Genomic DNA, 1,288 nt, shown 5'->3' with positions numbered 1-1,288 from the left:
TTAGTGATGAAAAAAGTGGTAATTTCGAAGGCTTTGAAATCAACCTTGCAGATGCTATAGCTAAGAGCATATTCGGTGATAAGCGCGGTAGAGTCGAGTTCGTCCCTTTAAATGCCAGCGATAGGATCTCTGCATTACAAAACGATAAGGTAGATCTTGCAGTCGCGACCATCACGATAACGCAAGATAGAAAAAGGCAAATCGACTTTTCTTATCCATATTTTTCGATGAGTTTGGGAGTTTTGACACGTAAAAGCGACGGCATCAAAAGTATAGACGATCTTTCAAACAAAAAGGTCCTAGTAGAGGGTAGCGGGACTACGGCAGAAAATTTTTTGTATAAAAATAAAATCCACAATCTAATCCATTGCTCCATTACTACCGAATGCTACGATATGCTTAAACAAGGCAAAGCCGATGCTTACGTTAACGATAATCTCATTGTACTAGCTTATTCCATTATCGACGACAATTTAGAAGTAGCAATCCAAAATCTAGGTAATCCGGAATTCTTAGGCATCGGGGTGCGCAAAGGCAATACCGAATTGCTTGATCTGATAAATAAAGAGCTTGTTACACTTAGCAAGCAGGGCTTTTTCGAACGTTCTTACGATGAAACTTTCAAGCCATTTTATCAAGGCGCTGCAGATAAAAAATATTTCTTACTAGATGGGCTCTATGCCATATTTTAGGACGGAATTTAGCAGTGTTTTATCTAACGGCTTCGACTAAAACGTCATTTATGATAAGCGGATAATATGCGAAATCCAATTTTAAGGACATAAAATGAAACTACTTTTTATAGCAGCTCTATTTTGTGCGGCGCTTTTTGCAGATAGCCTAGATCAAATCAGACAAAACGGCGTCATTCGCATCGGAGTGCGCGATGCTCATCCGCCGCTTTGCGAGTCTAATGGCGGCAAATTTGAAGGATTTGAGATCGATCTTGCAAACGCTATTGCTAAAGAAATTTTCGGCAAAAAAGAGGGCAAAATCGAGTTCATCCCACTAAGCGTAAATGATAGAATTCCATTTTTAGAGGCAAACAAGCTTGATTTAGTTATCGGTCTATTTAGCATCACCAACGAACGAAAAAGAAAGATCGATTTCTCCCTCCCCTACCTCTCCGTAAATTTGGGCATATTAACGCGCAAAGCCGACGCTTTTACCGATATCGCACAGCTTCATGATAAAAAGATCGTATTCGAAGGCGACGCGACAGTAGCAGAGAGATTTTTCAAAAACAAAGGATTTAAAAATTTAGGCCATTGCGCTTCGGCTAAGGAAT

Annotated in this window: 2 protein-coding genes; both read left to right on the top strand. The window is 39.8% G+C overall.

Annotated features, from left to right (window positions below; translation table 11 throughout):
- Positions 1-692 (top strand): transporter substrate-binding domain-containing protein (locus Q0095_RS03720; RefSeq protein WP_297881473.1); only part of this gene is annotated, 692 nt, incomplete at its 5' end.
- 94 nt (positions 693-786) lie between these two features.
- Positions 787-1,288: transporter substrate-binding domain-containing protein (locus Q0095_RS03715; RefSeq protein ID WP_297881471.1), on the top strand; the 502-nt coding region annotated here is incomplete at its 3' end.

It is taken from the genome of uncultured Campylobacter sp. (assembly GCF_938045535.1).
Taxonomy (GTDB): domain Bacteria; phylum Campylobacterota; class Campylobacteria; order Campylobacterales; family Campylobacteraceae; genus Campylobacter_B.
The sequence above is the reverse complement of the archived record's forward strand: the minus strand, read 5'-3'. Positions and strand labels throughout refer to the sequence as shown.